This window comes from Phaeovulum vinaykumarii (genome assembly GCF_900156695.1).
GTDB classification, from domain to species: domain Bacteria; phylum Pseudomonadota; class Alphaproteobacteria; order Rhodobacterales; family Rhodobacteraceae; genus Bieblia_A; species Bieblia_A vinaykumarii.
The window spans coordinates 90,423-116,575 of the sequence record NZ_FTOM01000005.1; the positions used below are offsets into that span (position 1 = coordinate 90,423).

A 26,153-nucleotide genomic window follows, 5' to 3' on the forward strand; every position below is an offset into this window, starting at 1 on the left:
CGTGCTGCGGCTCAGAGCGCGGGCGCCAGGAACATGTCGAGGCCGATGTCGAAATTCTGCATCATCCCCCAGAAGGCGGTGAAGGTGACCGCGATCATGCCGACCACCTGCACCTTGAGCCGATGCAGCACCAGCATGTTGAGCATCACCCGCGGCTCCATCCGGCCCGCGCTCATCGCCGCCTCGATCTCGAGCGCGCGGCGCACCGTCATCGCCCAGACGATCAGCAGCGGCCCCACCATCAGCACCACGGCCTGGGCGAATTCGACGTCATACCAGAAGCCCAGCAGCATGGCCGAGGCCAGCGCGAAACTGACCCCCATGGTCAGCGCCAGCCCACCCTCGTGCCAGATCCGGGCGAACCTCTGCGCATTGAGCACAAGCAGCGCGCCCACCTCGTCGACGGCCGCGCCGCCGCGGCGGCGGGCGCGCTGGATCAGATCGAAGGGCACCCCGATCACCCAATGCGAGGCGGTGGACCACAGAACCGCCAGGGCGATCCAATACCAAAGGTTCGAGAACGACCGCATGTCGATCGCCTCGAAGAGTGCGCCGGTCAGGTTCACGCGCCGTCTTCCCCCTGCTGCCCCACCCTGCGCGGGCGGGGACGATTTCGTCCCGAGCCTAGAGGAAGCCCGGAGCGGGGGGAACACCCTCCCGCCTCTGCCATGATGCCGCGGCCCCGGTCGCTGTCGTCCCCAGTCGCTGTCGTCCCCGGTCCTGTCATCCCCGGACCTGTCATCCCCGGCCGCTGCCATGATGCCCCGGCCCCGGCCATTGTCACGATGCCGCGGCCCCGGCCGCGGGGGCCCCCGCGCGGCGGACGGGGCTTGAGATGCCCCGCGATCCGTGTCACCCCTCTATCCAAAAGCAAAAGCCCTCGGCAAGGAGGCCGTGCCATGCACCCGATCGTCCCACCCTTTCCCGTCACCCGCCTGCGCCGCATGCGCCGCTCGGCCGCGCTGCGCGACCTGGCCCAGGAGCACCGGCTGTCGGTCAAGGATCTGATCTGGCCGATCTTCATCACCGATGTCCCCGGCGCCGATGTCGAGGTGCCCTCGATGCCGGGCGTGGTGCGCCGCACGCTTGACGGTGCGGTGCGCGCCGCCGAGGAAGCCGCCGAGCTGGGCATTCCCGCGATCTGTCTCTTTCCCTTCACCGATCCGAGCCTGAAGACCGAGACCTGCGACGAGGCCTGGAACCCCGACAACCTGTCCAACCGCGTGATCCGCGCGATCAAGGCCCGCGTGCCCGAGGTCGCCATCATGACCGATATCGCGCTCGACCCCTATAATTCCAACGGCCATGACGGTCTGGTGCGCGACGGCGTGATCCTGAACGACGAGACCGTGGAATGCCTGGTCAAGATGGCGATGGCGCAGGCCGATGCGGGCGCCGACATCCTGGGCCCGTCGGACATGATGGATGGGCGCATCGGCGCCATCCGCACGGCCGTCGAGGCCGCGGGGCACCGCGATGTCACGATCATGTCCTATGCGGCGAAATATGCCTCGGCCTTCTATGGCCCGTTCCGCGACGCGGTGGGCGCCTCGGGCGCGCTCAAGGGCGACAAGAAGACCTATCAGATGAACCCCGGCAACACCGACGAGGCGCTGCGGCTGATCGCGCGCGACCTGTCGGACGGGGCCGACATGGTGATGGTGAAACCCGGCATGCCCTATCTCGACATCTGCTTCCGGGTGAAGGACAGCTTCGGCGTGCCGACCTATGCCTATCAGGTGTCGGGCGAATATGCGATGCTGATGGGCGCGGCCAACAATGGCTGGGTCAACGGCGAGGCGGTGATGCTGGAAAGCCTGCTGGCCTTCCGCCGCGCGGGCTGTGACGGGGTGCTGACCTATTTCGCGCCGCGCGTGGCCAGGCTGCTGAAGGACTGAGCCGGGCGGGCGGGGCGCGCGCGTGTCTGCCCCCCGCCCTTCCGAACCTGGGCCCTTCCCCGCATTGGCCCGATCCGAACAGGCAACACCCCGCCGCCCCGGCCCGGCCGGATGGCGGGGCTTTGCGCATTTTAGGAACCGAGCGCACAACAGGCGGTGACAGCCCCTGCAAGATCGACTAGAGATTGTGGCAAAAGGGCCGACAAAGACCTATTCATTGCGGAGCAGTCAGATGAAAAACCTGCATGACATTTCGCTTGTGGCGCCCAGCGTCGCACCGGCTTCGGGGCTGTCGCGGCGGCTGGTTGTCCTTGGCATGGGCGCGGCCGGGCTGGCCGCCTGCGGCAACGGCGTCGGCGGCCAGGGCGGCGCGCGCATCGACGCCCGGGTCGATGCCACCCGCGACTACCTGCGCAACAAGTATCCGGGCACGCGCGACCTGATGGAAAAGGCGGTCGGCATCCTCTACATGCCGCTCATGACCGAAGCGGGCTTCGGCATCGGCGGCGCCTATGGCCGCGGCGCCCTGCGCATCAACGACGTGACGGTGGATTACTATTCGGCCACCTCGGCCAGCTTCGGCTTCCAGATCGGCGCCCAGCAATATGCCCATGCGCTGTTCTTCATGACCCAGAAGGCGCTGGCCGATTTCCGCCGCGCCGATGGCTGGGCGCTGGGGGCCGATGCCCGCTATGCCCTGCCCGACCGCGGCGGCGCGATCTCGACCGAGACCACGACCACGCTGGCGCCGGTCATCGCGCTGGTGTTCGGCCAGGCCGGGCTGATCGCGGGCGCCACGCTCGAGGGCACCAAATACACCCGCATCATTCCGTGATCGGGCCCCCGCCAGGGCCGGCACCGATCCGCGAAGACCCGCAACGCGCCCTCCTTGGGGGCGCGTTTTCCGTCTGGGGCGAGCGGGCCCGGATCGGCCCCGCATCCGCGCGCCTGACCGCGTCAGGGCTGCCGGCGCGTGCGGTCCGCGGTCGGCAGGCGGCGCGCGGCCTGAGGTCCGGGGGCAGGACGAGAACGATGGGGGGCAGGCACGACGCGCGGCTGGAGCGCGCGCCGCAGAGGTCATGCGCGCCGGGGCGTTTGCGCACCGAAAACGTCACGAGAAGAAAACGTCACGACCCCAGGATGACCGACACGTAATTGCGGGTCTCGGCATAGGGCGGCACGTCGCCGTATCTGGCCACCGCCTCGGGGCCGGCGTTATAGGCCGCCAGCGCCAGCCGCCAATTGCCGAAACGGTCATACATCATGCGCAGATAGCGCGCGCCGCCGCGCAGGTTGTCATGCGGATCGGCCGCGTTCACCCCCAGCCGGGCCGCCGTCGCCGGCATCAGCTGCGCCAGCCCCTGCGCCCCCTTGGGCGACACCGCGCCGGGGTTCCAGCCGCTTTCCTGCTGCACCAGACGCAGGAACAGGTCTTCGGGCACGCCATGCGCCCGCGCCGCCGCCTTGGCCGCGGCCAGGAATTCACCCTTGTAATTGCCGCGATAGGCCGGGATCGCGGCGGCCCGCGCCGCCCCTTCCGGCCGCAGCCGGTCCGAGTTGGAATATTGATCCGAAAGCCGGGTATCAAGCAGCCGCGATTGCGCGGCAAAGAGCGACCGGCGCGATTTCGACGACGACCCCGAAAGTGACAGCCCCTCGGCCATCACCGGCTCGGGCAGCACCAGCATCAGCCCCAGACCGGCCAGCGCCACCGCGCTGCGCCCCAGCGCCCCCACGGGCCGCATGCGGCGCCCGGCCCCCTGGGCCACCTGCAACCGAGCGTCTGCGTTCATCGGATCTCCCGCGTGCTGCCTGGAAAAGCTGCGCATAAATATATCCATTCCAGGCGCGGCGCAAAGCCTCTCTTGCGCGCTGGGCCCCGCGGGGCGGCAAGATCCTGCCCGCCCGCGCGCCCATGCGGGCCCTTGCCGAACGGCAAACGCCCCCGACACTGGGCCGGGGGCGTGCGCAAAGGTGTGACAGGCGGGCCGCGAGAACGGCCCGCAACGGCGCCTCAGAGCGCCTTCTTGATCGCCTCGACCAGATCGGTGCGCTCCCAGGAGAAGCCGCCGTCGGCCTCGGGGGCGCGGCCAAAGTGGCCATAGGCCGCCGTGCGCGAATAGATCGGCTTGCACAGGTCCAGATGGGTGCGGATGCCGCGCGGGGTCAGGTCCATGACCTGGCCGACGACGCGCTCGATCTCGGCCTCGGGGACGGCGCCGGTGCCATAGGTATCGGCATAGATCGACAGCGGCTTGGCCACGCCGATCGCATAGCTGACCTGGATGCAGCAGCGTTTCGCCAGACCGGCGGCGACCACGTTCTTGGCCAGGTAGCGCGCGGCATAGGCGGCCGAGCGGTCGACCTTGGTCGGGTCCTTGCCCGAGAAGGCCCCGCCGCCATGGGGGGCAGCCCCGCCATAGGTGTCGACGATGATCTTGCGCCCGGTCAGGCCCGCGTCGCCATCAGGACCGCCGATGACGAAGGTGCCGGTCGGGTTGACCCACCATTCGGTCTCGGGGGTGATCCAGCCGTCGGGCAGGACCGCGCGGATATGCGGCTCGACGATGGCGCGGATGTCGTCCGAGCTCTGCCCTTCGTGGGCGTGCTGGGTCGACAGCACGATCGAGGTCACCCCGACCGGCACGCCGTTCTCATAGCGCACCGACAGCTGCGACTTGGCGTCGGGGCGCAGATCGGGTTCGGCGCCCGACTTGCGCGCGTCGGTCAGCCGGCGCAGGATCGCATGCGCATACTGGATCGGCGCGGGCATCATCTCGGGCGTCTCGTCGGTCGCATAACCGAACATGATGCCCTGATCGCCGGCGCCGTCCTTGTCCACGCCTTGCGCGATATGGGCCGATTGCTTGTGCAGGTAGTTCTGCACCTCGAGCGTGTTCCAGTGGAACTCGTCCTGCTCGTAGCCGATATCCTTGACGCAATCGCGCACGATCTGCGGCACCGACGCCATGAACTGGTCAAGCTTGTCGGGGTCCGACAGACCCACTTCGCCGCCGACAACCACACGGTTGGTAGTGGCAAAGGTCTCACAGGCGACGCGCGCGTTGGGCTCCTCGGCCAGGAAGGCGTCGAGCACCGCATCCGAGATCCGGTCGCAGACCTTGTCGGGATGGCCCTCCGAGACGCTCTCGGAGGTGAAGATGTAGTTCTGTCGTGTCATTTGGGACATGCTCCGATGGATTATCCCCGCCACGCCAGGAAGCCGTTGTGGCGGTTCGAGGAGAATGCCTAGACCTGCCCGGAGCGGCGGTCAATCGAAAGCGTGCCGCCTGCGGCGCCATGACAGGAAGGTGACAATGGCTATCATCAACAGAAGACCCGCCACGACCGGCCTGTCGCCTGTGCGTGCATAAAGCGTGGCGGGAAGCGCGGGCGGCAGGTCGGCATCCAGAACGCCCGCCCGATCCAGCGGCAGCGTGGCCAGAAGGCGCCCCTTCGCGTCGATCACCGCCGAGACGCCGGTATTGGCCGCGCGCACCAGCGGCAGACCGGTTTCGATCGCGCGCAGCCGCGCCTGCGCCAGATGCTGCCAGGGCCCCGAGCGCGTGCCGAACCAGGCGTCATTGGTGATCTGCATCAGCCAGTCGGGGCGCGCCGGCGCGGCCAGAAGGTCGCGGGCAAAGACCGCCTCATAGCAGATCAGCGGCTGCGCGCGCCCCAGAGCCCCCAGATCCATCAGCCGCGCGCCGGGCCCGGCGGTATAGCCATGCCCCTCCTGCGCGGCAAAGGCCGAGATGCCGTGGCGCGCCAGCAGATCGCCCATCGGCATGTATTCCCCGAAGGGCACCAGGTGGAACTTGTCATAGACCGACAGCACCTGCCCGCCGGCCCCGATCAGCGCCGCCGAATTGTAGATGCGCGGGCCGTCGCGGCGCTGGATGCCCACCACGACCGGCGTGCCCCCCGTCGCCTCGGCGATCATCTCGCGGGCGATCCGGGCCTCGTCCAGAAGATAGGGCACCGCCGTCTCGGGCCAGATGATCAGATCCGGGCGCGGCGTGCCAGGCGGGGGGGGGGCGAACGGCGGATCGGCACCGGGGCCGGGCTCGGGGGTGACACCGGCGCTCAGGTCCAGCAGCCGAAAGAAGAAGCCGCGCGCGTGATCGGGCTGCCATTTGAGCGCCTGGGCGGCATTGGGCTGGACGATGCGGATGCGCCCGGCGGGACGGGCGGCGGCCGGATCGTCCGGCGCGGGCGTCTCGAAATGGGCGGGCGTCTCGGCGGTGGCGGGCACCGCGACGGGGGCGGTGGGGGCCTCGGCCAGCCGCGCCGCGCCCCAGAGCCAGCCGCCCCCCAAAAGCCCCATCACCCCCCCCAGGGCTGCCGCGCCTGCGGGCGTCGGCCGCAACTGCGACAGGGCCGCCGCCGCCAGGGTCAGGACCAGCGACAGCGCCAGCGCGCCCCCCAATGATGCGATCTGGCCCATCGGCGTGGGGATCAGCACATGCCCCACCAGTGCCCAGGGAAAGCCGGTCAGGAGCACGCTGCGCAGCGCTTCCGACAGGACCAGCCCCAGCGCAAAGACCAGCGCCGCAGGGCCCTGAACGCCCCGAAGCGGCGCCCCTGCGCCTGCGGCGCCCCCCAAAGCACGGCCCGGCGTGGCCGCCGAAACCACCCCGGCCAAAGCGCCCGCCAAAGCCCCCGCCAGCGCCCAGAACAGCCCCATGCCCGCGGCCATGGCCGCCAGCGCAAAAGGCGCCATCCAGGCATAGCGTTCGGCCTCGACCTGAAACGGCTCGACAATCCACGACAGCGCCACCGCACCATAGCCAAGCCCGGCCCAGAAAGCCGTCCCCGCAGGACCGCGCATCGCCCGCCACAGGCGCCGCGCGGGCCCGGCCGCAGGCCGGGCCCGCGCCCCCGGGCGTGCCGAAGGCGCGCAATCCCTCGTGGCGACCCGATCACCCGCCGCGACCCGGTGTCCGATCAGCGCAAAAAGCCCCGCCAGCGCCAGAAGCGACAGCCCCCAGAGCCCCCAGGGCGCCTGCCCCAGCGCGGCAAGCGCCCCGAGCCCGGCGGCAAGACCGCCGCGCCCAAGCGCAGGCCAGATCCGATGTAACCGCCCCAGGCGCCGCGTGCCTTGCCCGTCCCGCATGAGACCCCTTCCCCCGTCAGGTCCGCCCCGATCCCGCCGCCGTCCTGCCACCGGCAACCGGCAACCGCGGCCAGGATCAAGCCCCTGCAAATCCCGCCAACCGGCTCCCGTCCGCCAGATCCCGGCATCCGCCCGTCGCGGCGCCCCGCACAGCGTCACGACCGGGCCGTGCCCAGACGACGAAACCGCACGGGCACTGCGCCGCGCATCCCGCCGCAGTGACGGCCAGCCGCGGGCCGGTTCAGCCGTCGCCCCCCCGGACCGGCAGCCGCAACCGCAACCGCTTGATCCGCCGCGGGTCGGCGTCGATCACCTCGACCTCGACCCCGCTTTCCAGCACCACGACCTCGCCGCGCGCGGGCACCCGTCCCAGCGCCATGAAGACAAGCCCGCCCAGCGTGTCGACCTCATCGCGCTCGGCCGGGTCCGCCACCAGCGCCATGCCGATCTCGGCCTCGAAATCCTCGAGCGGCGCGCGCGCCTGGGCCAGATAGACGCCCGGCTTCTCGGCCAGCCACAGCCCGTCCTCGGTCTCGTCGTGCTCGTCCTCGATCTCGCCGATCACCTGCTCGATCAGATCCTCGAGCGTGACCAGCCCGTCCACCCCGCCATATTCGTCGATCACCAGCGCCATGTGGATGCGCTGGCTCTGCATCTTCTGCAACAGCACCCCGATCGGCATCGACGGCGGCACATAGAGCAGCGGACGCAACAGGTTGCGCAGCGAGAACCGGCCCGGCTGGGCACAAAAGCCCTGTTCCAGCGCCAGATCCTTGAGGTGGATCAGCCCCAGCGGGCTGTCGAGCGTGCCGCGAAACACCGGCAGCCGGGAAAAGCCGTTCTCGCGGAAGATCTGCACCAGATCCTCGAGCGTGATCGTCACCGGCACCGCCACGATCTCGGCCTTGGGAATGGCGACATCCTCGACGCGCATGTTGCGCAGATTGCCGATCCCCGGCGTGGGGCCCGCGCGATCGGCGCGCGGGGCGGGTTCGGCGGCGGGGGGATCCTCGCCCTCGGGGTTCAGCACCCCGAAGAGCCGCCCCAGGAGGCCGCGCGGCGCCTGATCGGCGCCCCCGGCCTCGGGGCTAGAGTGGGGGTCGGTTTCGGCGTCCTGCGACGGGTCGTCGGCGGGATGTGACATCAGGCGTCCTCGGAAAGACCGGACAGGCCGGCCCTGGAAAGAACGGTGCCGGGGGCGGCACCATCGGGGGCAGGATCGGGGGCGGTATCGGGGCCGGAAACGTCAGAACCGGCGACGTCAGGGCCAGAGACATCGGGGCCAGAGACATCGGGGCGGGCAGCACCCGCGGGCGCCCCGGCGGCCCCGCCCTCAGGGGCCAGCGGATCCGCGGCGCGGAATTCGGCCGCCGCGGCGGGATCGGCATAGGGATCGGCAATCCCCAGCCCCGCCAGGATCCGCGTCTCGAGCGCTTCCATCACCTCGGCATCCGCCTCCTCGAGATGGTCATAGCCCAGAAGATGCAACATTGCGTGAACGAGAAGATGCGTCACATGGTCCTGAAGACGCTTGCCCTGCTCGGCGGCCTCGCGCACGCAGGTCTCCCAGGCGATGGCGATATCGCCCAGCTCGGCGGGCATGATCGCGCTGCCCGGCGCGGGCAGATCGGGCCGCCCGCCCGCCACCTCGGCGCCGCGCTCCTCCGAGGGCCAGGACAGCACGTTCGTCGGCGTGTTCTTGCCGCGGAATTCCGCATTCAGCGCCGCGATGCGGGCATCCCCGCAGGCCAGGCAGGCCAGGGTGAAGCCCGTGCCCGGCAGATCGAGCGCCGCCAGAACGGCACGCGCCGCCCTGTCGGCCAATGTCTCGAGGTCGATCCCGTCCCAGCGGGGCTCCTCGATCAGCGTATCAACCAGAGGTTCCATGGCATCGCTTTAAGGCCCGGCCCGCAGCCGGACAAGGGGGCCTGTGCACCGACGGGCGGCGGCGCGCGGAAGGGGCCGCGGCGCGCTCAGGCCCGCGGGGCGGCTTCGTCACGGCCATAAGCCTCAATGATCCGGGCCACCAGCGGATGGCGCACCACGTCGCGGGCGGTGAAATAGTTGAGACTGACCCCCTTGACCCCGGCCAGGATGCGTTCGGCATCGGCCAGCCCCGAGGGCACGCCGCGCGGCAGGTCGACCTGCGTGCGGTCGCCGGTGACGACCATGCGCGAGCCCTCGCCCAGGCGGGTCAGGAACATCTTCATCTGCATGGTGGTGGCGTTCTGGGCCTCGTCCAGCACCACGAAGGCATTGGACAGCGTGCGCCCGCGCATGAAGGCCAGCGGCGCGATCTCGATGCGCTTTTCCTCCATCAGCTTCTGCACCTGCTTGGCCGGCAGGAAATCGTTCAGCGCATCATAGAGCGGCTGCATGTAGGGATCGACCTTGTCCTTCATGTCGCCGGGCAGGAAGCCCAGACGCTCGCCGGCCTCGACCGCCGGACGCGACAGGATGATGCGCTCGACATTGCCGCCGATCAGCATGGTCACGCCCACCGCGACCGCCAGATAGGTCTTGCCGGTGCCCGCCGGGCCGATGCCGAAGGCCAGCTCGTGGCGGAACAGGTTCTGGACATAGGCCTTCTGCGCCTCGGTGCGCGGCTCGACCTGCTTCTTGCGGGTGCGGATCTCGTAATGGCCGGCGGCGAACATCTCGAGCTGCTCATCAAGACCGACCGGATCGCGGCCCGGATCGCCCAGCCGCAGCGCGGTGTCGATCTCGGCGGCATCGACCGGGCGCCCCTGCTCGAGCCGGGCATAAAGCGCGTTCAGCACCGCCGCGGTCTGACGCTGGGCCTCGGGCGGGCCGATCACCGCCAGAAGGTTCCCGCGGCGCAGCACATGCACCCCCAGCTTGTGTTCGATCTGCGCCAGATTGCGGTCGAATCCACCGCACAGCTCGATCAGCAGACGATTGTCGGGAAATTCGAGCAGCGTCTCATGCGGCGCCGCAGTGCTTGGCGGGGGGGTGATCGCGCTCAGACCCACAACGACTCCCTTGGTTCGAGACTTCCCAGAAATGGTGCCTGCCGGCCGGGGCCCGCGCAAGGGCTTGTTTGCCGCCAAGCCGCGCGCGGCGCAATCTTCACGCGATTGCGACATTTGCACCGAAAGCGCCCCGATCCGGCCTGCCAAAGCGGCACAATAGAAAACCGCACGAAATCAGGGGCTTGGCACTGGCGCTAGACAGAAAACGGCCCCCGGATGCCTGGCATCGGGGGGCCGCGATCAGGGGCGCGCTGCGCAGGCCTCAGAGCGGGTCGGGAATCGTCGAGCCCGACTTGAACGGCCCGACGGCGGTCGAGGCCGGCCCCGCGCCCGAGCAGATCGGGCGGCCGTAATCGTCCACGCGCTGGGTCAGATAGCCTTCGACGCCATCGTCGATGATCCAGTGGTCGCAGCCCTCGGGGTCGATCCAGACCCCCGCCTTGAGCGCCGACAGGTGCTTGGCATCGGTGCCGCGGTCGCGCGACTTGTCGGGGCCGACATCATCGCAGGCAGCAAGGCCCGCCAGGGCGCCGACGGCGAGAAGGATGCGGATCGGGGTCATGGTCGGGCCTCTCATTTCACGCAGATGATCTCGACACGGCGATTCTGCGCCATGCCCGCGGCGGTGGAATTGGTCGCGCGCGGGTAACGCTCGCCATACCAGTTGACGGCCAAGACCGGCGCGCCCACGCCATTGGCCACGCGCGCCACGGCTTCGGCCCGGCGCTTGGACAGGCGCATGTTGTATTCATCCGAGGCCCGGCTGTCGGTATGCCCGGTGATGATGAAGCTGCGCGCCTGCGCGGTCTTGAAGAAGTTTTCCAGCCGGCGGCGCCCCTCGCCCGAGATGCCGGCGCGGTCGGTGGCAAACAGCTGGTCGGTCGGGAAGACGCCGCAGACGTCGCGGTGGCAGACCGGGCGGCCGTCGCGGGTCTGGCGGGCGTCCATGTACCCCTCGGCGCCGTCGTCCATGACCCAATGTTCACAGCCATCGGGGTCGATCCAGATGGTGGGAATGTAGCGTTCGCTGCTGGCGACCGGCTGCGCGACCGCTGCCCCCGCCAGAAGTGCCAGCGCCGCAGCGGCCCCTGCCAAAGGCTTCACAAGCTTGCCGATCATCGTCCCTCACGCCTCCACCTGCGCCCGCACCCCCAGATGATGGGCCCTGTGGTGCGGATTCACGAAATCTTCACCAGCCTAACGAAACCTGAGGGAATTGAAAGCCGTTTTCCCAAGATATTGTGTCCACCCACGCAACGAAACCGGCAATTTTGCCGGAATTGACACAAGCGCCGCCCCAATTCCGCAAAAAGCCCGCCGGAATGTTGCAAAAGCGCGCCAGAGGGCCCGCGAAGGCGTGACCTCAGGCCGCGGGGGTGTCGATCAGCTCGGCGGTCAGCGAATTGGGCAGGGCCTGCGTGATTCTCACCCGCCGGATCTGGCCCGGCCCCAGATCCGCGCCGGTGGCATGCACCGCCTGAAGCCAGGGCGACTTGCCGGTCCATTGCCCCGGCTCGCGGCCCGGTTTCTCGAACAGAACCTCGCATTCGCGGCCCACCATCGCCGCCTGCGCCGCCTGCTGCTGTTCGGTGATCAGCGCCTGAAGCCGATAGAGCCGTTCATCGGCCACCGCCGGATCGACGGGCGGGGCCTCGGCCGCGGGCGTGCCCGGACGGGGCGAATACTTGAACGAATAGGCCGCGCCATAGCGGGCCGCGCGCACCATCTCGAGCGTGGCCTCGAAATCGGCCTCGGTCTCGCCGGGAAAGCCCACGATGAAATCGCCCGAAAGCAGGATATCGGGGCGCGCGGCGCGGATCCGGTCGAGCAGCGCCAGATATTCGGCGCCCGTATGCCGGCGATTCATTGCCTTGAGAATGCGGTCCGAGCCCGATTGCACCGGCAGATGCAGATAGGGCATCAGCTTGGGCTGGTCCCGATGCGCCGCGATTAGGTCGTCGGTGAAATCGTTGGGATGCGAGGTGGTATAGCGGATGCGCGCGATCCCCTCGATCCCGGCCACCGCCTCGATCAGCCGCCCCAGCCCCCATTCGTCGCCCGCAGGGCCCACCCCGTGCCAGGCGTTGACGTTCTGGCCCAGAAGCATCACCTCGCGCACGCCGCGATCGGCCAGCGCCTGCGCCTCCTCGAGGATGCGCGCGACGGGGCGGCTCATCTCGGCGCCGCGGGTATAGGGGACCACGCAGAAGGCACAGAACTTGTCGCAGCCCTCCTGCACGGTCAGAAAGGCCGTGGGCCGGCCGCCCGCGCGCCCCGGCAGGGCGGCGAACTTGTCCTCGGCGGGGAAATCGGTCTCGACGGGGCGGGCACCCTCCTGCGCCGCGCGCACCAGCTCGGGCAGCCGGTGGAACGCCTGCGAGCCCACGACCAGATCGACCAGCGGCGCGCGTTCGAGGATCTCGGCGCCCTCGGCCTGGGCCACGCAACCCGCCACCCCGATGCGCAGGCCGGGACGCGCCTGCTTGAGCGGGCGCAGCCGGCCCAGCTCGGAATAGACCTTCTCGGCCGCCTTCTCGCGGATGTGGCAGGTGTTGAGAAGGATCAGGTCGGCCTCGGCGGGGTCGGCGGTCAGCGCATAGCCCTCCTGCGCCATCGTCTCGGCCATGCGCTCGCTGTCATGGGCGTTCATCTGGCAACCATAGGTCTTGATGAACAGCTTGCGCGCGGGGGCGGTTTCGGTGTCGGGCGCGGCGGCAGCGTCGGTCATGGCATCACTCGGCAAGGGGGGAACGGATGAGCGCCCCGACAGACGGGCTGACAAGACGGGCGGGGTTTGCGCGCCTCCTAGCGCGGAACGGGGCCTTTCGCAACATCGCGGCGGGTTGCAAAACCCGCGCCCCTGGCCGATCCTCCGCGCGCCGGGCCGGGGCCCGGTCCGCAGACAGGGGAACCGGGCCGACATGAACTATACCTCGCTTGCCGATTTCCTGGCGCGCGGGCGCGCGGTGCTGGCGCGCGGGCCGGTGGCGCTGATCCTGGTCGAGGATCTGATCGAGGTCGAGAGCACCTTGCGCCACCACCTGGATCTGGGCTTTCGCGCCGTGCTGGTGCTGGCCCCGCGCGAGCTGGAGCTGCCCGAGGATCTGGCCGCGCGCATCCACCGCATCGCCTTCGACCAGCGCGGGCCGCAGGCGCTGGCGCAGGCCGTCAACCCGGTGATCGAGGCCTGCGCGCCCGGCGTGTGGTTCTATTACTGCTACAACGCCGAATACCTGTTCTTCCCCTTCTGCGAGCACCGCACGATCGGCGAGATGCTGGCCTTTCACACCGAGGAACGGCGCGAGGCTATGCTGACCTATGCCGTCGATCTCTATGCCGAGGATCTGGGCACCCACCCGTCGGGCGTGGATCGTGCCAGCGCCATGCTGGACCGGGCGGGCTATTTCGCGCTGGTGCGCAAGGACGCCGACGGTCGCCATCTCGACCGGCAATACGATTTCTTCGGCGGGCTGCGCTGGCGCTTCGAGGAACACATCCCCCCCCAACGGCGCAAGATCGACCGCATCTCGATCCTGCGCACGCGCAAGGGGCTGCGGCTGGCGCCCGATTACACGCTGAACGACCCCGAGATGAACACCTATGCCTGCCCCTGGCACCACAACCTTACGGCGGCGGTGATGTCCTTCCGGGTGGCCAAGGCGCTCAAGCTCAACCCCGGCTCGACCTTCGATATCCCCAATTTCCGCTGGTATAATTCGGTGCGCTTCGAATGGTCCTCGCAGCAGCTCATGGACCTGGGCCTGATGGAGCCGGGCCAGTGGTTCTGAAATCCTGAGGTTCTGAGACCCTGAGCGCCGTGCGGGCGTCCGGTCGGGCGGGCCGCTTCAGGCCTCGGCCACGAATTGCGCGGCGACGATGGACCAGCCCGAAGGCCCTTCTTCCAGCGTCGCGGCAAAGAGCGCGCCGACCCTGCCCGCATCCGAGCCGTCGGGATTGAGAATGCCCGACAGCACATAGCGTTGCAGCATCACCGCGCCGCCCTGCCCCACCGGCCGCAGCTTGCCCCGCCCGGTGACCAGCCGCGCGCGGGCAAAGGCGCCCTCGAATTCGCCGGCCAGCACCTCGGCGATGGCGCGCCGTCCCTCGGCCGCGGCCCCCGTCAGCGACAGGAAATCGGCGTCCTCGGCAAAGAGCGCGGCAAGGGCCGCCGCATCGCGTGCGCCCCAGGCCTGGGCAAAGGCGCGCGGCAGGCTCTGGGGCGTCAGCACTTCGGGCGGGGCGCTCATGCCCGCGCGTCCGGAGAAGGCGTCTCGGGAACCAGCTTGCCGGGGTTGAGCAGGTTTCGCGGGTCAAGTGCGGCCTTCAGCGCGCCCATGACCGCCCAGCCCTCGCCATGTTCGGCCTGCATGTAGGCGCGCTTGCCGATGCCCACGCCATGTTCGCCCGTGACCGTGCCCCCCATCGCCAGCGCGCGTTCGGCCATGCGGCCCGCCACCCGCTTGGCGCGGGCCAGTTCGTCGGGATTGTCGCGTTCCAGAAGCAGGATGGCGTGGAAATTGCCGTCGCCGACATGGCCCAGGATCGGCCCCACCAGACCTTCGGCACGGATATCGGCGCGGGTCTCGGCCACCGCTTCGGCCAGCCGCGAGATCGGCACGCAGATGTCCGTCACCAGCCCGATCGAGCCCGGCCGCCAGGCCAGGCAGGCCGGATAGGCGCCGTGGCGCATCTTCCACAGCGCGTTGCGCGCCTCGGTGCTGGCCGCCCAGTCGAAATCGGCCCCGCCCATCTCGGCGACGATGGCGCCGAAGGCCTCGGCCTGCTCGGCCACCCCCGCCTGCGAGCCGTGGAATTCGATCAGCAGATGCGGCTTTTCGGGCATGTCGGTGCGCGCATAGGCGTTGAAGGCGCGCGCCACGTCCTCGTCCACGAATTCGATCCGCGCCATCGGCAGACCCATCTGGATCGTGGCCATCACCGTCTCGACCGCCGCCTCGAAGCTGTCGAAGGCGCAGACCGCCGAGGTGATCGCCTCGGGCTGGCCATGCAGGCGCAGCGTCAGTTCGGTGATGATGCCGAGCGTGCCCTCCGAGCCCAGCATCAGCGCGGTCAGGTCATAGCCCGCCGCCGATTTCGCCGCGCGCGAGCCGGTGCGGATGATGCGCCCGTCGGCCAGCACCACCTCAAGGCCCATCACGTTGTCGCGCATCGAGCCATAGCGCACCGTGGTCGTGCCCGAGGCGCGCGTGGCCGCCATCCCCCCGATCGAGGCATTGGCGCCGGGATCGACCGGAAAGAACAGGCCCGTCGCGCGCAATTCGGCGTTCAGCTCCTCGCGGGTGATGCCGGGTTCGACCACAACCTGCATGTCCTCGGCATGAAGCGCCCGGATCGCCCGCATCCGGCTCAGGTCCAGCGTCAGCCCGCCCTCGGTCGCCAGCGCCTGCGCCTCGAGCGAGGTGCCCGTGCCCCAGGCCACGATCGGCAGCCCGTGCGCGGCGCAGATCCTGACGATGCGCGACACTTCCTCGGTGGTTTCGGGCCAGGCCACGGCATCGGGCGGGGTGGCCGGATACCAGGCTTCGGAATGGGCGTGATGGTCGAGATCGGCAGGCTTGCGCGACAGCCGCTGCCCCAGAAGCGCCGAAAGCGCATCAAGCGCGGCCTCACGCGCGGCGGCGGTCTGCGGGGCGGGCGCGGTCTGCGGGGCGGGGCGGGACAAGGTGTCAGGCATGGAAGGTCTCCGGGTGGTCACGGGCTCAGCGCAGGGGCGGACGCGCGCAAGTTAGGTCCAACCGCAGGCCGGCGGAAGGGGGGGCGGGCAAGTGCCGCGTCTTTCCGCCGGCCCGCCCCTTGCCGCCGCCGCTCCCGTGGCGTCCCCCCGTGACGCGCCCCATTGGTTACGCGCCCTGCCCGGCTCAGGCGGTGCCGGCCAGGGGGCGGCAGGCGCGCGCCAGCCAGGCCCGCGCGCTGTCGCTGACCTGCGGGCCGACCTCGGCCAGAACGCGCGCGTGATAGGCATCCAGCCAGGCGATCTCCTCGGCCGAGAGCGCCGCCCGATCGACCAGCCGCAGATCGAAGGGCACCAGCGTCAGCGTCGACAGTTCCAGCATCGCGCGCCCCGGATCGCCCCCCGGCAGCGCCGGCGCAGACGCCACCAGCACCAGGTTTTCCAGCCGGATGCCATAGGCGCCCTCGCGGTAATGGCCGGGCTCGTTCGACAGGATCATCCCCGGCTCGAGCGGCACATCGGACAGCCGCGAGAACCGCTGCGGCCCCTCGTGCACGCACAGATACGCCCCCACGCCATGCCCGGTGCCGTGGTCGTAATCGCGCCCCGACAGCCACAGCGGATAGCGCGCCAGCGCGTCGAGATCGCGCCCCGCGAGCCCGGCCGGCCAGCGCGCCCGCGACAGCGCGATCAGCCCGCGCAGGACGCGGGTATAGGCGTCGCGGACCTCGGGTGCGACGGGCCCCGTGGCCAGCGTGCGGGTGATGTCGGTGGTGCCGTCCGCATATTGGCCGCCCGAATCGACCAGCACCACGTCGCCGGGGTGGATCTTGCGGTTGGTCGCGGTCGTGACGCGGTAATGGACGATGGCGCCATTCGGCCCGGCGCCGCAGATCGTGTCGAAGGCGATCTCGCGCAGCGCGCCGGTGGCGGCGCGAAAGGCCTCGAGACGGCGCACCACGTCGATCTCGGTCTGATGGCCGCCGGGCAAGGCCTCGTCGCACCAGGCCAGGAATTCGACCATCGCCGCCCCGTCGCGCAGATGCGCCGCGCGCGCGCCCGCGATCTCGGCCGGGGTCTTGCGCGCCTTGGGCAAAAGGCAGGGGTCCGCGCCGGTCTCGACGGCAACGCCGGCCTCGTGCAGTTCCAGCACCACCTGGCGCGGCACGCTGTCGGCGGCCACAAGGACCGGCCCGCCGAGGCTGCGCAGCGCCGGCCCGAAGGCCGAGACCGGGCGCAAAGTGATTTCCGGGCCGAGATGGGCGCGCAGATCCTCGGAGATCTTCTCGGGCGCGGTGAACAGGCTCAGCCGGCCGGTGTCATGCAAGATGGCGAAGGCCAGAACCACCGGATTGCGGGCGATATCGGCGCCGCGGATGTTCAGCAGCCACGAGACCGAATCGGCCAGCGTCAGCACCGCCGCCGACAGCCCGCGCGCACGCAGATCGGCGGCCAGCTCGGCGCGTTTCTCGGCACTGGTCCGGCCCGCCAGCGCATCGGGATGGGCGCAGGCGGGGGCGGCGGGCGGCGCGGGCTGGTCGGTCCAGATCTGATCGACCAGATTGGCGTGGGGCACCAGCGTGATCCCCGCAGACGCCAGCCGCGTCTCGAGGCGGGTGATCTCGGCCTCGGTGTGCAGCCAGGGGTCAAAGCCCACGCGCCCGCCTTCGGGCAGATGCGCGACCAGCCAATCCTCAAGGCGCGTCTCGGGCCAGGGCACGGGGGTGAAATGCGCGCCGTCGACCTCGGCGCGGACCTGCACCCGGTAGCGCCCGTCGATGAAGACCCCGGCCTGGTCGTGAAGGATCGCCGCGAAGCCGGCCGAGCCGGAAAAGCCCGTCAGCCAGGCCAGCCGCGCATCATGGGGGGCCACATATTCGCCCTGATGGGCATCGGCGCGCGGCACCAGCCAGCCCGCAAGCCCCGCCTCGGCCATCTTCTCGCGCAGCGCCGCAAGCCGGGGCGGGCCGTCCGCGGGGCGGGTGACGGCATCGAAGGTCTGGAAGGTCATCTGGTTCTCTCCCTGAGAATTTCTGGGACGTTCTGTGGGGCGGTCGGCGCAGCTGTCGGGGCGGCGGCATCGTTGCGCCCTTCGCACAGGGTTTCCAGCCCCTTGCGCGCGGAATGTCAAACAGGTCGGGGGCGGGCGGCGCTCAGAGGCGGGCCAGACGCTCGGTCAGCAGCGCAAAGACCCCCTCGGCATCGACATCGCCCATGAACATCGCATTGGGCGCGCGGTCGGTGACGCGCCACCAATCGGCGACGCTCATGCCCAGGGTCAGGGGGCTGTCGACCTCGATTTCCACGTTGACATGGCGCCCCGAGAAGAGCCCCGGCGCCAGCAGATAGGCAATCACGCAAGGGTCGTGCAGCGGCGCGCCGGCGCTGCCATATTTGGCCATGTCGAAGCGCTCGAAGAAATCGGTCCAACTGGCCACGGCATGGCCAACCGGCGTGCCCAGCGCGCGAAAGGCCTCGACCCGCGGGCGGGTGGTCAGCACCTTGTGGGTCACATCGAGCGGCATCACCACCTTGGGCACGCCCGCACGGAACACGGTCGCGGCCGCTTCGGGGTCCACATGGATGTTGAATTCCGCCGCCGGGGTGATGTTGCCCACCTCGAAATAGGCCCCGCCCATCATCACGATCTCGGCGATGCGCGGCGCGATGTCGGGGGCGCGGGTCAGGGCCAGCGCGATATTGGTCAGGGGCCCCAGCGTGCACAGCGTCACCGCGCCGGGCGGCTCGGCGCGCAGCGTCTCGATCAGGAAATCCACCGCGTGGCGGTCGCGCAGGGCCATCGCCGGTTCGGGCAGCGCGATGCCGTCAAGGCCGGTGCGCCCGTGCACATGCTCGGCCGTCTTGAGCGGGCGGGACAAGGGCGCCTCGGCCCCCGCGAACACCGCCACATCCGGGCGTCCGGCCAGTTCGCAGACCACGCGGGCGTTCTTCGCCGTCAGCTCCAGGGCCACGTTGCCGGCCACGCAGGTCAGGCCCAGCACCTCGAGCTCGGGGCTGGCCAGCGCCAGCAGGATCGCCACGGCGTCATCCTGGCCGGGGTCGGTGTCGATGATGATCTTGCGCCGGCTCATCGGGCGTCTCCCTGTCGTCTTTCAGCGCCGTCTTTCGGCGCCGTCTCTGGACCACCTGCGCCGTGTCTTTTGCGCAACCGTGGACAATCTCTGATGCCGGCGGGGGCCCCGCCCGAATTTCGACACAATTGGACCGTTTCTGAGGGGCATGGCCGTCCCGAGCGGCGCCCCGCCACGGGGCACGACCCGCGGCACCACCGCTACCGCCTGCGCGGCCACATTCACATGCCCCGCCGGGGCAGACAATGGCACAAGCCCCGCCGGGGCAAACAATGGAGGAGAAGACCCGATCTCGCCGACGCCGCCCCATCGTGATGGGGGCGGGCGCAACCCACCCGCGATCCGGGCGCGTGCCCTGCACGCCAAGCCCCCCGCGCGTGGCAAGAATGACGCAAAAGCGGCAGAGACGTCATCGGGACGCCTTGCCATTTCCCCGGCGGCTTTCCATAAGCACAGCCCCGAACAAAGGCGCGGGCCCTTCGTGGCCGGCGCCCCCGCGCCCGGAGACCTGCTCGCCTCCGGGCGCGCGCGGGGGATGCCCCCGCCGCGCGGCGGGACAGGCCCGTCCCGGTCCTTCGCGTCTCAGCCGTCGAAATCGAGCGATTCGATCAGCCGCAGTGCCTCGGCGCGGGCCTGGGCAATGTCCGCCAGACCCAGGCTGTCGGGCGTGAAGGGCCCCCAGCTGGCCACCACCTCCGAGGACGGAACGCCGGGCTTGACGGGGAATTCGTGGTTGGTTTCGGCATAGATGCGCTGGGCCTCGTCCGAGACCAGGAATTCCATCAGCTTCAGCGCCGCGTCGCGGTTGGGCGCGGCGCGGGTCATGGCCACGCCCGAGACGTTGAGATGCGTGCCCGCCCCCTCGAAGGTGGCGAAGTCGACGCGCACGGCGCGGGCGGCCTCGGCGTCCTGCGGGCTCTCGAGCATCTCGCCCATGTAATAGGTGTTGCCCAGCGACAGGTCGCACTGCCCCGCCCAGATGGCGCGGACCTGGGCACGGTCGTTGCCCTCGGGCTTGCGCACGAGATTGGCGCGCAGGCCGGTCAGCCAGTCGCGGGTGGCGGCCTCGCCGTGGTGCAGAAGATAGGCCGCCGTCAGCGCGACGTTGTAATCGGCGGTGAAGGGGCGGGTGCAGATCCGGCCCTTCCATTTCGGATCGGCCAGATCTTCGTAGGTGGTCACCGTGCCGGCGGGCACGCGGTCCTTCGAGGCATAGACGATGCGCGCGCGCGTGGTCAGGGCGAACCAATGGCCCTCGGGGTCGCGCAATTCGGCCGGGATCGCGGCGTCGAGGACGTCGGACTGCACCGGCTGCGTCACCCCGGCTGCAACCACCTGCGACAGCCGCGCGATGTCGACCGTCATCACCAGATCGGCGGGGCTGCGGTCGCCCTCGGCGCGCAGGCGCTCGACCATGCCCTTGTCGACGAAGGCGACATTGACGGGGATGCCGGTCTCGGCGGTGAAGGCGGCAAAGAGCGGCTCGACCAGTTCGGGCTGGCGGTGGGAATAGACGTTGACATCGGCCAGCGCGGGCACGGCAGCGGTCGTGCCGGCCAGCGCCGCCAGCACGGCGCCGGGCCGGGTCATGCGGCGGGCCAGGGTGAAGAACGATCGGACAGGGGGCATCGACAACCTCATTGCTTCGGGCGCCCGCATAAAAGCCGAGTCTTTTGCTTGGGTCAAGATGCCGCAGCCCGACGCCTGACAAGCGCAAGCGGGGGAAGCCGCCGAGACCCCCATCGAGGGGGCCTCGGCGGCCGGGACGCGCCTGCGCACGCGCGCGCGCCCCGAAGGCGCACCCCAACCGTTTCGCCCCCGATCCGCCGCGCGAAAATCCCGGCCCGTCCCCCGCGGCAAAAGCTGAAAGCCGCGCACACCGAGCCAAGGCGGACGCGCCGGGCAAACCAGGGCGGCGATGGAGAGGGGGCCGCGCGGGCAGGTCCGGGCGGGGGGAGGCAGCGCCTTCCCCGCCCTCGGCGGCCCCTCGATGGGGCGGCCGAGGGCCCCTCCCCCCGGCGCCCACCCCGGAACCGCCGCCGCGGGCGCCGACCGCGCTCAGCCCTCGAGCGCCTCGAGCCGTTCCAGCGCCTCGAGCCACAGCGCCTCGGCCCGCGCCATGCCCTCGCCCGCCTCGGCGCGTTTCTTTTGCCATTTCTCGGCCTCGGCCGCCTTTCCGGCCTCATAGAGCGCGGGATCGGCCAGGATCGCATCCAGCTTCTCGATCATCTCGGTCAGCTTCTCGACCCGATCCTCGCAGCGCCGCGCCTCGGCACGCGCGGCCAGCAGCGCCTCGCGCCCGGCCTTCTCGGCCTGGTTGCGGCGCGCCTTTTCCTCGGCGCGCGCGGGGGCCTTCTGGTCGGTCTCGCCCGCCAGAAGCTCGGCGCGATAGCTCTCCAGATCACCCGCATAGGGCGCGACCGCGCCCCCCCCGACCTTCCACAGACGGTCCGCGACCAGCCCCAGAAGATGCATGTCGTGGCTGACCAGAACCACCGCCCCGGTATAGGCGTTGAGCGCCTCGACCAGCGCCTCGCGGCTTTCCATGTCAAGGTGGTTGGTCGGCTCGTCGAGGATCAGAAGATGCGGCGCCGACAGCGTGGCCAGCAGAAGCGACAGCCGCGCCTTCTGCCCGCCCGACAGCCGCCCCACCACCGTCTCGGCCTGCTCGGCCATCAGCCCGAACCCCGCCGCCCGCGCCCGCAGCCGCACCGGCGCCTCCTCGGGCAGCGCACGCGCCAGATGCTGGAGCGGCGTCTCGTCGAGATGCAGCTCGTCGACCTGATGCTGGGCGAAATAGCCCACCCGCAGCCGCCCCGAGCGCGTCACCTGCCCGCCCATCGGCGCCAGCCGGTCGGCCAGCAGCTTCGACAGCGTCGACTTGCCCTCGCCGTTGCGGCCCAGCAGCGCGATCCGGTCATCCTGGTCGATGCGCAGCGACAGGTTGCGCAGCACCGCCCGCCCCTCATAGCCCACCGACACCCCCTCGAGCGCCAGAATGGGCGGCGACAATTGCTCGGGCGCGGGAAAGCTGAAGGCGCGGGACTTGGCCTCCTCGGGGGCGGTGATCGGCTCCAGCCGCTCGAGCATCTTCAGCCGCGCCTGCGCCTGCGTCGCCTTCGAGGCCTTGGCGCGGAACCGGTCCACGAAGCTTTGCAGATGCGCGCGCCGGGCCTCGACCTTCTTGGCCTCGGCCGCCTGCACCGCCTGCGCCGCCGCGCGCGCCTTGACGAAGGCGTCATAGCCCCCCTGCCACAGCGTCAGCTTGCGGTTGTCCAGATGCAGGATCGCCCCCACCGCCCGGTTCAGAAGCCCGCGGTCGTGGCTGATGACGATCACCGTATGCGGATAGCGCGCGAGATAGCTTTCGAGCCAGAGCGCGCCCTCGAGGTCAAGATAGTTCGTCGGCTCGTCCAGAAGCAGCACGTCGGGCTGGGCAAACAGCACCCCCGCCAGCGCCACCCGCATCCGCCAGCCGCCCGAGAAATCCGAACAGGGCCGGGCCTGGGCCGCGGCGTCAAAGCCAAGCCCGCGCAGGATGGCGCTGGCGCGCGCCTCGGCGGACCAGGCGTCGATATCGGCCAGCCGCGTCTGGATCTCGGCGATGCGCGCGGGATCCTGCGCGGTCTCGGCCTCGGCCAGAAGTGCCGCGCGCTCGGTATCGGCGGCCAGCACCGTATCGAGCAGCGACACAGAATTGCCCGGCACCTCCTGGGCCACGCCGCCGATGCGCGCGCGCGCAGGCAACGAGATCGTGCCCCCCTCGAGCGCCAGCTCGCCCCGGATCAGGCGAAAGAGCGTGGTCTTGCCCGCGCCGTTGCGCCCCACGAGGCCGATCTTGTGGCCCGCCGGCACGATGGCCGAGGCGCCTTCGAACAGGGGGCGGCCCTCGACGGAATAGGTGATATCGGTGATCTTCAGCATGAGCGGCAGCCTTGCCCCGTTCCGCGCGCGCCGTCAACGTGGGCGCTGCACCCGGACGCGCCCGATCCCGGCCGGGTGCGCAGGGTGACACCGCCCGATCCCGGCCGGATGGGGCGCGACACCCGCCCGATTGTGGCCGCCGCGCCCCGCCCCGCGGCCCCGGCGCACCATGATGTCGGGGCGGGCTTTCCTTTGCCCCGCCGCCGTGATAGGCGCGCGGCCAGAAACATCCCGCGTCCGGCCATCGTGCCGGCGCCCACCGCATGAGGACCACATGGCCATCGAACGCACGCTCTCGATCATCAAACCCGACGCCACCAAGCGCAACCTTACCGGCAAGATCAACGCCAAGTTCGAGGAAGCCGGCCTGCGCATCGTGGCGCAGAAACGCATCAAGCTGACCATGGAACAGGCCGGCAAGTTCTACGAAGTGCACAAGGAACGCCCCTTCTACGGCGAGCTGTGCGAATTCATGGCCTCGGAGCCGGTCGTGGTGCAGGTGCTCGAAGGGGAAGGCGCCATCGCCAAGAACCGCGAAGTGATGGGCGCGACCAACCCCGCCGATGCCGCCGACGGCACCATCCGCAAGGAATTCGCCCTGTCGGTCGGCGAGAACTCGGTCCACGGCTCGGACGCGCCGGAAACCGCCGCGCAGGAGATCTCGTTCTTCTTCTCGGGTCTCGAGCTGGTCGGCTGATCCCGCCGCTCGGCGCGCCGCACGCGCCAAGCGATTTCGGGCCACGCGATTTCGGGCCGCGCCTTTCGGGGGGCGGCCCTTTTCATGTCTGACCCTTTGCGTGCAGGGGCGCGCTTGCCGGGGCCGGTGACGGGGCTAGATCAGGGGGGAACGGCCGCGCCATGGCGCCGGCCCCACCGGAGATCCCATGCCCCTGCCCCAGACCGCCAGCCCGACATCCGAGACCCTGCCGCGCGTTTCCCTGACCGGGGCGCGGTTCGACAATTCCTATGCCCGGCTGCCCGAACGCTTCTTTGCGCGCCTGCCGCCCACCCCGGTCGCGCATCCGCATCTTCTGGCGCTGAATGCCGATCTGGCGGTGCAGCTGGGGCTTGATCCGCAGGCGCTGGCGGCCGCACCCGACTGGATGGCGGGCAATGCCCTGCCCGAGGGCGCCGAACCGCTGGCGCAGGCCTATGCGGGGCACCAGTTCGGGGGATTCGTGCCGCAGCTGGGCGACGGGCGCGCGATCCTGCTGGGCGAGCTGATCCCCCCCGCGGGCGGGCGCGTCGATCTGCAACTGAAGGGCGCGGGCCCCACGCCCTGGTCGCGGCGCGGCGACGGGCGCGCCTGGATCGGGCCGGTCCTGCGCGAATATCTGGTCAGCGAGGCCATGGCCGCGCTGGGCGTGCCAACCACGCGGGCGCTGGCGGCGATGGGCACGGGCGAGATGGTGGCGCGCGGGCGCGGCCTGCCCGGCGCGGTGCTGGTGCGGGTGGCGGCCTCGCATCTGCGGGTGGGCACCTTCGAATATTTCGCGGCCCGCGGCGATACCGAGGCCCTTGCGATGCTGACCGAGCACGCGCTGGCCCGCCATTACCCGGACCGCGATCCTCCCGGCGACACCCCGGCCGCGCGCCTTCTGCATGCCGTGACCGACGCCCAGGCCCGGCTGGTGGCGCGCTGGATGGCGCTGGGCTTCGTGCATGGGGTGATGAACACCGACAATTGCGCCATCTCGGGCGAGACGATCGACTATGGCCCTTGCGCCTTTCTCGACGCCTATCACCCCGACACGGTGTTTTCCTCGATCGACGCGACGGGGCGCTATGCCTGGGGTCAGCAGCCGCAGATGGCGCTGTGGAACCTGGCGCAGCTGGCCTCGGCGCTGCTGCCGCTGATGGGGGCGGACGGGGTGGCGCGGGCCAATGCGGCGCTGGCGGGGTTCGCCCCCCTCTACCAGAGCGAATGGCTGCGCCATTTCGGGGCGCGGATCGGGCTGGCCGAGCCCACCCCCGAGGACCGCGCGCTGATCGAGACCCTCCTGTCGCGGATGGCGCGGCTGGGCGCCGATTTCACCCGTGTCTTCGCGGGGCTGGCCGATGGCTCGGCGCGCGCCGAATTCGCCGATCCCGCGGCCTTCGACGCCTGGGCGCAGGACTGGCGCGCCCGGCTGCGTCAGGGGACCGGGGCCGATCCCGAAGCGGTGATGGCCGCGGCCAACCCCCGCCGCATCCCGCGCAACCACCGCATCAAGGCCGTGATCGAGGCGGCTGTCACGGGCGATATGGCCCCGTTCGAGCGCCTGCACGCCGCCCTTTCGGCGCCTTTCGAGGATCGCGCCGAATGGGACGACCTGGCCCTGCCGCCCAGCCCCGACGAACGCGTGACCCAGACCTTCTGCGGCACCTGACGCGGGCGGGTGCGCCCCCCTGCCCGCGAACGCACCCCTGCCCCGCGAAATTGTCATGGGCACATTTTCGTCGCCGCGCCCGGCTTGCGCGCGACCCCGGCGCAGGCTAGCGAAAAGGGGTATTCCCTTCATTCAGGACCGTCTCGATGGAGAACCTGCGCGGGGCGCTTTTGATGACCGCCTCCATGGCGGGCTTTGCGCTCGAGGATCTGTTCGTCAAGCTTCTGACCCAGCGCCTGCCCGTGGGCGAGGTGCTGGCGATCCTGGGCATCCTGGGCACGCTGGTCTTTGCCGCCGGCACCATGCTGCGCCGCGAGGCGGTGATCAGCCGCGCCATGCTGCGCCCCGTCGTCATCGCGCGCAACACCGGCGAGCTGGTCGGGACGCTGGGCTTCGTTCTGGCCATCGCGCTGACGCCGCTGGCGCAGGCCTCGGCCATCTTGCAGGCGCTGCCGCTGGTGGTCACGCTGGGGGCGGTGCTGTTTCTGGGCGAACGCGTCGGCTGGCGGCGCTGGTCGGCCATCGCGGTCGGTTTCCTGGGCGTGATGATCGTGCTGCGCCCCGGCGCTGCGGGCTTCGACCCCAAGTCGATCTTCGCGGTGATCGGGGTGCTGGGACTGGCCGCGCGTGATCTGGTCACGCGCCGGGTGCCGCGCGATGTCTCGGCCTGGCAATTGTCGACCTGGGCCTTTGCCACGGTGGTGCCGGCGGGTCTGGTGCTGATGGTGGTGACCGGCGCGCGCCCGCTGATGCCCCACCCCTGGGAGCTTCTGGCCATCACCGGCGGCGTGGGCTTCGGCGTCATGGGATACCTCGCGCTGGTCGCGGCCATGCGCATGGGCGACGTCTCCTCGGTCACGCCCTTCCGCTACACGCGCCTTGTCTTCGCCGTCATCATCGGCTGGGCGGTCTTTGCCGAAACGCCCGACCTCGCCACGCTGATCGGCGGTGCGGTGATCGTGGCCTCGGGGATCTACACGGTGATGCGCGAGGCAGCGTTGCGGCGGCGCAGCATCTGACCCCTTCCCCCCCCGGAACCATTGCGGTATGCAGCGCGCAAGTTTCCATA

21 protein-coding genes, 1 pseudogene and 1 riboswitch are annotated in these 26,153 nt (G+C 70.4%); of the genes and pseudogenes, 6 read left to right on the forward strand and 16 right to left on the reverse strand.

Going from position 1 to position 26,153, the window contains the following annotated elements:
- Nucleotides 1–11 precede the first annotated feature (11 nt).
- Nucleotides 12–566 (reverse strand): hypothetical protein, encoded by a 555-nt coding sequence (locus tag BW949_RS11145; protein WP_076366086.1) that lies wholly within the window; start codon nt 564–566, stop codon nt 12–14.
- A 333-nt stretch (nt 567–899) separates the two neighbouring features.
- Here BW949_RS11145 and hemB point away from each other — a divergent pair, with 333 nt between their 5' ends.
- Nucleotides 900–1,898, forward strand: coding sequence for a porphobilinogen synthase (hemB, locus tag BW949_RS11150; protein ID WP_076366088.1), 999 nt, complete (start codon nt 900–902; stop codon nt 1,896–1,898).
- 232 nt (nt 1,899–2,130) lie between these two features.
- Entirely contained in the window at nt 2,131–2,733 is a 603-nt protein-coding gene (locus BW949_RS11155; protein WP_076366090.1) for a lipid-binding SYLF domain-containing protein, read from the forward strand.
- 292 nt (nt 2,734–3,025) lie between these two features.
- Here BW949_RS11155 and BW949_RS11160 read toward each other — a convergent pair whose 3' ends face one another.
- The 9 genes and pseudogenes from BW949_RS11160 to miaB all read right to left on the reverse strand — a co-directional run bounded on the left by BW949_RS11160 (nt 3,026) and on the right by miaB (nt 12,735).
- Nucleotides 3,026–3,643: a lytic transglycosylase domain-containing protein gene (locus BW949_RS11160; protein WP_076366282.1), complete on the reverse strand. Its 618-nt coding sequence runs from the start codon at nt 3,641–3,643 to the stop codon at nt 3,026–3,028.
- 269 nt (nt 3,644–3,912) lie between these two features.
- Nucleotides 3,913–5,079 (reverse strand): methionine adenosyltransferase, encoded by a 1,167-nt coding sequence (metK, locus tag BW949_RS11165; RefSeq protein ID WP_076366092.1) that lies wholly within the window; start codon nt 5,077–5,079, stop codon nt 3,913–3,915.
- Nucleotides 5,080–5,087: 8 nt separating this feature from the next.
- A riboswitch (SAM-SAH riboswitch) is annotated at nt 5,088–5,136 on the reverse strand.
- 33 nt (nt 5,137–5,169) lie between these two features.
- Entirely contained in the window at nt 5,170–7,014 is a 1,845-nt protein-coding gene (gene lnt, locus BW949_RS11170) for an apolipoprotein N-acyltransferase (protein WP_083947731.1), read from the reverse strand.
- A gap of 241 nt (nt 7,015–7,255) precedes the next feature.
- Complete coding sequence (locus BW949_RS11175) at nt 7,256–8,158, reverse strand: CBS domain-containing protein (RefSeq protein ID WP_076366094.1); 903 nt, start codon at nt 8,156–8,158, stop codon at nt 7,256–7,258.
- A 242-nt stretch (nt 8,159–8,400) separates the two neighbouring features.
- Nucleotides 8,401–8,901: pseudogene (gene ybeY, locus BW949_RS11180) on the reverse strand (rRNA maturation RNase YbeY); the annotation flags it as partial.
- Between the two features lie 86 nt (nt 8,902–8,987).
- The gene (locus tag BW949_RS11185; RefSeq protein WP_076366098.1) at nt 8,988–10,007 is read right to left on the reverse strand and encodes a PhoH family protein; all 1,020 of its coding nucleotides are present in this window, start codon (nt 10,005–10,007) and stop codon (nt 8,988–8,990) included.
- Nucleotides 10,008–10,269: 262 nt separating this feature from the next.
- On the reverse strand, nt 10,270–10,569 hold the full coding sequence (locus BW949_RS11190; protein WP_076366101.1) for a hypothetical protein: 300 nt from the start codon (nt 10,567–10,569) through the stop codon (nt 10,270–10,272).
- An 11-nt stretch (nt 10,570–10,580) separates the two neighbouring features.
- On the reverse strand, nt 10,581–11,126 hold the full coding sequence (locus BW949_RS11195) for an OmpA family protein (RefSeq protein ID WP_076366103.1): 546 nt from the start codon (nt 11,124–11,126) through the stop codon (nt 10,581–10,583).
- 244 nt (nt 11,127–11,370) lie between these two features.
- Nucleotides 11,371–12,735, reverse strand: a complete 1,365-nt coding sequence (gene miaB / locus BW949_RS11200; RefSeq protein ID WP_076366105.1) for a tRNA (N6-isopentenyl adenosine(37)-C2)-methylthiotransferase MiaB — start codon at nt 12,733–12,735, stop codon at nt 11,371–11,373.
- A gap of 193 nt (nt 12,736–12,928) precedes the next feature.
- Between miaB and BW949_RS11205 the strand changes: the two genes are divergently transcribed.
- Nucleotides 12,929–13,795, forward strand: a complete 867-nt coding sequence (locus BW949_RS11205; protein ID WP_076366107.1) for a hypothetical protein — start codon at nt 12,929–12,931, stop codon at nt 13,793–13,795.
- Between the two features lie 57 nt (nt 13,796–13,852).
- On the opposite strand, the gene BW949_RS11210 is transcribed toward BW949_RS11205, so the two are convergent.
- The 6 genes from BW949_RS11210 to BW949_RS11235 form a co-directional block, all read right to left on the reverse strand.
- Nucleotides 13,853–14,254: an SgcJ/EcaC family oxidoreductase gene (locus tag BW949_RS11210; RefSeq protein ID WP_076366109.1), complete on the reverse strand. Its 402-nt coding sequence runs from the start codon at nt 14,252–14,254 to the stop codon at nt 13,853–13,855.
- A complete protein-coding gene (locus BW949_RS11215) occupies nt 14,251–15,702 on the reverse strand; it encodes an FAD-binding oxidoreductase (protein WP_083947733.1) in 1,452 nt (483 codons plus the stop codon). The genes BW949_RS11210 and BW949_RS11215 overlap by 4 nt, the downstream gene beginning before the upstream one ends.
- Before the next feature lie 184 nt (nt 15,703–15,886).
- Entirely contained in the window at nt 15,887–17,710 is a 1,824-nt protein-coding gene (locus tag BW949_RS11220; RefSeq protein WP_076366111.1) for an aminopeptidase P family protein, read from the reverse strand.
- Between the two features lie 142 nt (nt 17,711–17,852).
- Nucleotides 17,853–18,791 (reverse strand): nucleoside hydrolase, encoded by a 939-nt coding sequence (locus tag BW949_RS11225; protein WP_076366113.1) that lies wholly within the window; start codon nt 18,789–18,791, stop codon nt 17,853–17,855.
- A gap of 582 nt (nt 18,792–19,373) precedes the next feature.
- Nucleotides 19,374–20,381, reverse strand: coding sequence for a Fe(3+) ABC transporter substrate-binding protein (locus BW949_RS11230; RefSeq protein ID WP_076366288.1), 1,008 nt, complete (start codon nt 20,379–20,381; stop codon nt 19,374–19,376).
- A gap of 468 nt (nt 20,382–20,849) precedes the next feature.
- The gene (locus BW949_RS11235) at nt 20,850–22,715 is read right to left on the reverse strand and encodes an ABC-F family ATP-binding cassette domain-containing protein (RefSeq protein ID WP_076366115.1); all 1,866 of its coding nucleotides are present in this window, start codon (nt 22,713–22,715) and stop codon (nt 20,850–20,852) included.
- A 274-nt stretch (nt 22,716–22,989) separates the two neighbouring features.
- Between BW949_RS11235 and ndk the strand changes: the two genes are divergently transcribed.
- The 3 genes from ndk to BW949_RS11250 all read left to right on the forward strand — a co-directional run bounded on the left by ndk (nt 22,990) and on the right by BW949_RS11250 (nt 26,103).
- Complete coding sequence (ndk, locus tag BW949_RS11240) at nt 22,990–23,412, forward strand: nucleoside-diphosphate kinase (RefSeq protein ID WP_076366117.1); 423 nt, start codon at nt 22,990–22,992, stop codon at nt 23,410–23,412.
- Nucleotides 23,413–23,599: 187 nt separating this feature from the next.
- Complete coding sequence (locus BW949_RS11245) at nt 23,600–25,084, forward strand: protein adenylyltransferase SelO (RefSeq protein ID WP_083947734.1); 1,485 nt, start codon at nt 23,600–23,602, stop codon at nt 25,082–25,084.
- 146 nt (nt 25,085–25,230) lie between these two features.
- On the forward strand, nt 25,231–26,103 hold the full coding sequence (locus tag BW949_RS11250) for a DMT family transporter (protein ID WP_076366119.1): 873 nt from the start codon (nt 25,231–25,233) through the stop codon (nt 26,101–26,103).
- Nucleotides 26,104–26,153 lie beyond the last annotated feature (50 nt).

Excerpts from the sequence above, each read along its gene's own strand:
- hemB (WP_076366088.1), top strand. The coding sequence starts at position 900 with ATGCACCCGATCGTCCCACCCTTTCCCGTCACCCGCCTGCGCCGCATG.
- BW949_RS11155 (WP_076366090.1), top strand. The coding sequence starts at position 2,131 with ATGAAAAACCTGCATGACATTTCGCTTGTGGCGCCCAGCGTCGCACCG.
- BW949_RS11160 (WP_076366282.1), bottom strand. The coding sequence starts at position 3,643 with ATGCGGCCCGTGGGGGCGCTGGGGCGCAGCGCGGTGGCGCTGGCCGGT.
- metK (WP_076366092.1), bottom strand. The coding sequence starts at position 5,079 with ATGACACGACAGAACTACATCTTCACCTCCGAGAGCGTCTCGGAGGGC.
- lnt (WP_083947731.1), bottom strand. The coding sequence starts at position 7,014 with ATGCGGGACGGGCAAGGCACGCGGCGCCTGGGGCGGTTACATCGGATC.
- BW949_RS11175 (WP_076366094.1), bottom strand. The coding sequence starts at position 8,158 with ATGTCACATCCCGCCGACGACCCGTCGCAGGACGCCGAAACCGACCCC.
- BW949_RS11190 (WP_076366101.1), bottom strand. The coding sequence starts at position 10,569 with ATGACCCCGATCCGCATCCTTCTCGCCGTCGGCGCCCTGGCGGGCCTT.
- BW949_RS11195 (WP_076366103.1), bottom strand. The coding sequence starts at position 11,126 with ATGATCGGCAAGCTTGTGAAGCCTTTGGCAGGGGCCGCTGCGGCGCTG.
- miaB (WP_076366105.1), bottom strand. The coding sequence starts at position 12,735 with ATGACCGACGCTGCCGCCGCGCCCGACACCGAAACCGCCCCCGCGCGC.
- BW949_RS11205 (WP_076366107.1), top strand. The coding sequence starts at position 12,929 with ATGAACTATACCTCGCTTGCCGATTTCCTGGCGCGCGGGCGCGCGGTG.
- BW949_RS11210 (WP_076366109.1), bottom strand. The coding sequence starts at position 14,254 with ATGAGCGCCCCGCCCGAAGTGCTGACGCCCCAGAGCCTGCCGCGCGCC.
- BW949_RS11215 (WP_083947733.1), bottom strand. The coding sequence starts at position 15,702 with ATGCCTGACACCTTGTCCCGCCCCGCCCCGCAGACCGCGCCCGCCCCG.
- BW949_RS11220 (WP_076366111.1), bottom strand. The coding sequence starts at position 17,710 with ATGACCTTCCAGACCTTCGATGCCGTCACCCGCCCCGCGGACGGCCCG.
- BW949_RS11225 (WP_076366113.1), bottom strand. The coding sequence starts at position 18,791 with ATGAGCCGGCGCAAGATCATCATCGACACCGACCCCGGCCAGGATGAC.
- BW949_RS11230 (WP_076366288.1), bottom strand. The coding sequence starts at position 20,381 with ATGACCCGGCCCGGCGCCGTGCTGGCGGCGCTGGCCGGCACGACCGCT.
- BW949_RS11235 (WP_076366115.1), bottom strand. The coding sequence starts at position 22,715 with ATGCTGAAGATCACCGATATCACCTATTCCGTCGAGGGCCGCCCCCTG.
- ndk (WP_076366117.1), top strand. The coding sequence starts at position 22,990 with ATGGCCATCGAACGCACGCTCTCGATCATCAAACCCGACGCCACCAAG.
- BW949_RS11245 (WP_083947734.1), top strand. The coding sequence starts at position 23,600 with ATGCCCCTGCCCCAGACCGCCAGCCCGACATCCGAGACCCTGCCGCGC.
- BW949_RS11250 (WP_076366119.1), top strand. The coding sequence starts at position 25,231 with ATGGAGAACCTGCGCGGGGCGCTTTTGATGACCGCCTCCATGGCGGGC.